This window comes from Streptomyces sp. WM4235, assembly GCF_001279725.1.
GTDB lineage: Bacteria > Actinomycetota > Actinomycetes > Streptomycetales > Streptomycetaceae > Streptomyces.
On sequence record NZ_LGDE01000161.1, the window covers coordinates 1 to 1,869 of the forward strand.

The 1,869-nt window shown below is 71.5% G+C and carries 3 protein-coding genes; 1 reads left to right on the top strand and 2 read right to left on the bottom strand.

The genetic code is table 11. The annotated features are described in order from the left end of the window. Nucleotides 1-471: 471 nt before the first annotated feature. Nucleotides 472-843, bottom strand: a complete 372-nt coding sequence (locus ADK55_RS14295) for a YbjQ family protein (RefSeq protein WP_053678705.1) — start codon at nucleotides 841-843, stop codon at nucleotides 472-474. Between the two features lie 47 nt (nucleotides 844-890). Next, a complete protein-coding gene (locus ADK55_RS14300) occupies nucleotides 891-1,178 on the bottom strand; it encodes a hypothetical protein (protein ID WP_053678700.1) in 288 nt (95 codons plus the stop codon). Between the two features lie 141 nt (nucleotides 1,179-1,319). Here ADK55_RS14300 and ADK55_RS14305 point away from each other — a divergent pair, with 141 nt between their 5' ends. Then, nucleotides 1,320-1,805 carry a hypothetical protein gene (locus ADK55_RS14305; protein ID WP_053678703.1) on the top strand — a complete coding sequence of 162 codons (486 nt, stop codon included), beginning with the start codon at nucleotides 1,320-1,322 and terminating at the stop codon, nucleotides 1,803-1,805. Nucleotides 1,806-1,869 lie beyond the last annotated feature (64 nt).

The following is a 1,869-nucleotide window of genomic DNA, read 5'->3' on the forward strand; positions in this document are numbered from 1 at the left end:
TGAACGGTGTGGGCATGCGGATGTCTTCTCCGGAACGTGGTGGAGGCGGGCACGGCGACGCGGGAGGAGCGTGAGCGGTGCACGGCGCGTACGGCGTGAAGTGCGTGGCGGGAGGCCGGCCACGTGGTGCGGCTCGCGAGGCGGGACGCGAGGGATCGACGACCGCCTCGGGCTGCTCGGCGTCAGATGCGGAGCGCGGAGTGCGAACTCATGGAGTGTCCCCTGAGTGAAGGGTGTTCGCCCGACTGCCGGCCGGCCCACTGCTCTTGGCCGGCGTCACGCGACACCGGTCCTCATTACACGCACGCGGCGCGCGTCTGTCAACGCCGAAGATCGTTTCCGGAGATGCGCCGTGATGCCCCGGAGATGCCCGGTGATGGCCCGGAGATGCCCGGTGATGGCCCGGGCGGGACATCCGGGCCACGCTCATCGGGGTCGGCGCGGCGCCTCGACCGGGAGCGCGACGCCGGTTCAGCCGGCGGGTACCAGGACGACGGCCGTGCCGTACGCGCACACCTCTGTGCCGATGTCGGCGGCCTCGGTCACGTCGAACCGCATCATCAGCACGGCGTTGCCGCCCCGCGCCTTCGCCTGTTCGATGAGCCGTTCCATCGCCTGGTTCCGGGTCTCCACCAGGGTCTTGGTCAGCCCCTTGAGCTCGCCCCCGATCATGGACTTCAGGCCCGCGCCGATCTGGCTGCCCAGGTGGCGGGAGCGCACGGTGAGGCCGAAGACCTCGCCGATGACCCGCTCCACCCGGTAGCCGGGGACGTCGTTGGTCGTCACCACCATGACACCGGTCTGCTCGGCGCCGGGGCCGCCGCCGTAGTCTTCGATTCCCATGCGTCCCACTCTGGATCCGCGGGCCGAGCCGCGCATCCCGGCGGCCGTCAGGCGGGCCGGAGCGTCCACCGGTCGCCCAGCAGCCGGAACCTTCCCGAGGCGACCTCGTAGAAGGACAGGCCCTCCCCCGTGAACGTGCCGTTCGCGGGCTCGAAGGCGTACGTCTTCGACACGCCCTGGTACGTGGTCGTGCGCACCGTGGGCAGCAGATCGCCCCGGCCGATCCGCGGCCGCCCCAGGCCCTCGGCGCACCGGGCCGGCAGGTGGACCGCGTCGTAGGCCTCGGCCGCGTACGGGGGTGCGGGGGCGTTGCCCCGACGCGGCCCGGACGACACATTGGGCATTTCGGGCTAAACGGCGGGGCGTCGCCGGAGCCCGGGGGCGCCGCGTGGTCATAGTCGTCCCTGGCAGCCGCCAGGCTGCCGCCCGGCCCGCCCGTCGCGGTCGGGCGGATGTCTTTGCAGAGGAGCCGGCTCATGCTGAAGCCCACCAGGACCATCCTCGCTCTCGCCACCGGAGGCCTGGTGCTCGGCCTGGTCGGCGCGGGCACCGCCATCGCCGACGAGGGCCCGATGGACGACATGTCGGGACACGAGAAGGTCATCCTCGACGGTCACGACGACTACGACGACGGTGACTACGACCGGCCGCGCCACGCCTGGGGCAAGGTCGTCTCGCACGGCCCGCTGAAGGTCCGCAGCAAGCCGAGCACCCGCGCGTACGTCCTGGGCAAGGTCCAGCCGCACCAGAAGCTCGCCCTGGAGTGCAAGACCCGCGGCGAGCGGGTCGACGGCAACAACATCTGGTACCTGCTGGCCGACCGGGACCGCGAGAACGTCAACGACGGCATGAACGGGGACGAGGACCTCACGGAGCGCATGAACCACAAGGACCGCAAGGACCGCTGGGTCTCCGCCCGCTACGTCGACAACCTCTCCCCCGTGAAGTGGTGCCGCAACTGATCGGTGACGTCCGCGTTCTGACGGCCGAGGGTCCGGCCCCCGCTCACGGGGGCCGGACCCTCGG

What these genes read in the sequence shown, in the direction of transcription:
- ADK55_RS14305 (WP_053678703.1), top strand. Translation starts at nt 1,320, where the DNA reads ATGCTGAAGCCCACCAGGACCATCCTCGCTCTCGCCACCGGAGGCCTG.
- ADK55_RS14295 (WP_053678705.1), bottom strand. Translation starts at nt 843, where the DNA reads ATGGGAATCGAAGACTACGGCGGCGGCCCCGGCGCCGAGCAGACCGGT.